Below are 656 nucleotides of genomic sequence, written 5' to 3'. Positions count from 1 at the left end.
TTGTAGCACGGCTTAAATGTTGGATAATATGGAAACGATCTAGAACGATTTTAGCACACGGAAAAAGCTGGTTAGCCAAGGCATAATAAGGACTAAACATATCCATAGTAATGATTTTCACCTGACATCGAATAGCTCTATCGTAGCGAAGAAAGTGATTCCTGATGACAGCTTGTGTTCTTCCCTCAAGAACAGTGATGATATTGAGTTTTTCAAAATCTTGTGCAATGAAGCTCATCTTTCCCTTGGTAAAGGTGTACTCGTCCCAAGACATAATCTCAGGAAGACGCGAAAAATCATGCTCAAAACGGAAGTCATTGAGCTTACGAATGACAGTTGAAGTTGAGATGTAAAGCTGATGAGCAATGTCGGTTATAGAAGTTTTTTCAATCAACTTTTGAGCAATTTTTTGGTTGATGATACGAGGGATTTGGTGATTCTTCTGGACGAGGGAAGTCTCAGCTACCATCATTTTCAAGCACTGATAGCACTTAAAACGACGCTTTTTCAGGAGAATTCTAGTAGGCATACCAGTCGTTTCAAGGTAAGGAATTTTCGATGGTTTTTGAAAATCATATTTCTTCATTTGGCTTCCACAATCAGGACAAGATGGGGCGTCGTAGTCCAGTTTAGCGATGATTTCTTTGTGGGTATCC

General features: G+C 39.5%; 1 protein-coding gene. It reads right to left on the bottom strand.

Going from position 1 to position 656, the window contains the following annotated elements; translation table 11 throughout:
- The coding region (locus tag QM959_RS09560; protein ID WP_414372863.1) for an ISL3 family transposase at positions 1-656 on the bottom strand (656 nt) is incomplete at both ends.

The sequence above is a fragment of the Streptococcus mitis genome (assembly GCF_047459985.1).
Taxonomy (GTDB): Bacteria; Bacillota; Bacilli; order Lactobacillales; family Streptococcaceae; genus Streptococcus; species Streptococcus mitis_DZ.
Note: the sequence above shows the minus strand (reverse complement) of the source record. Positions and strands in the feature narration are given on the sequence as shown.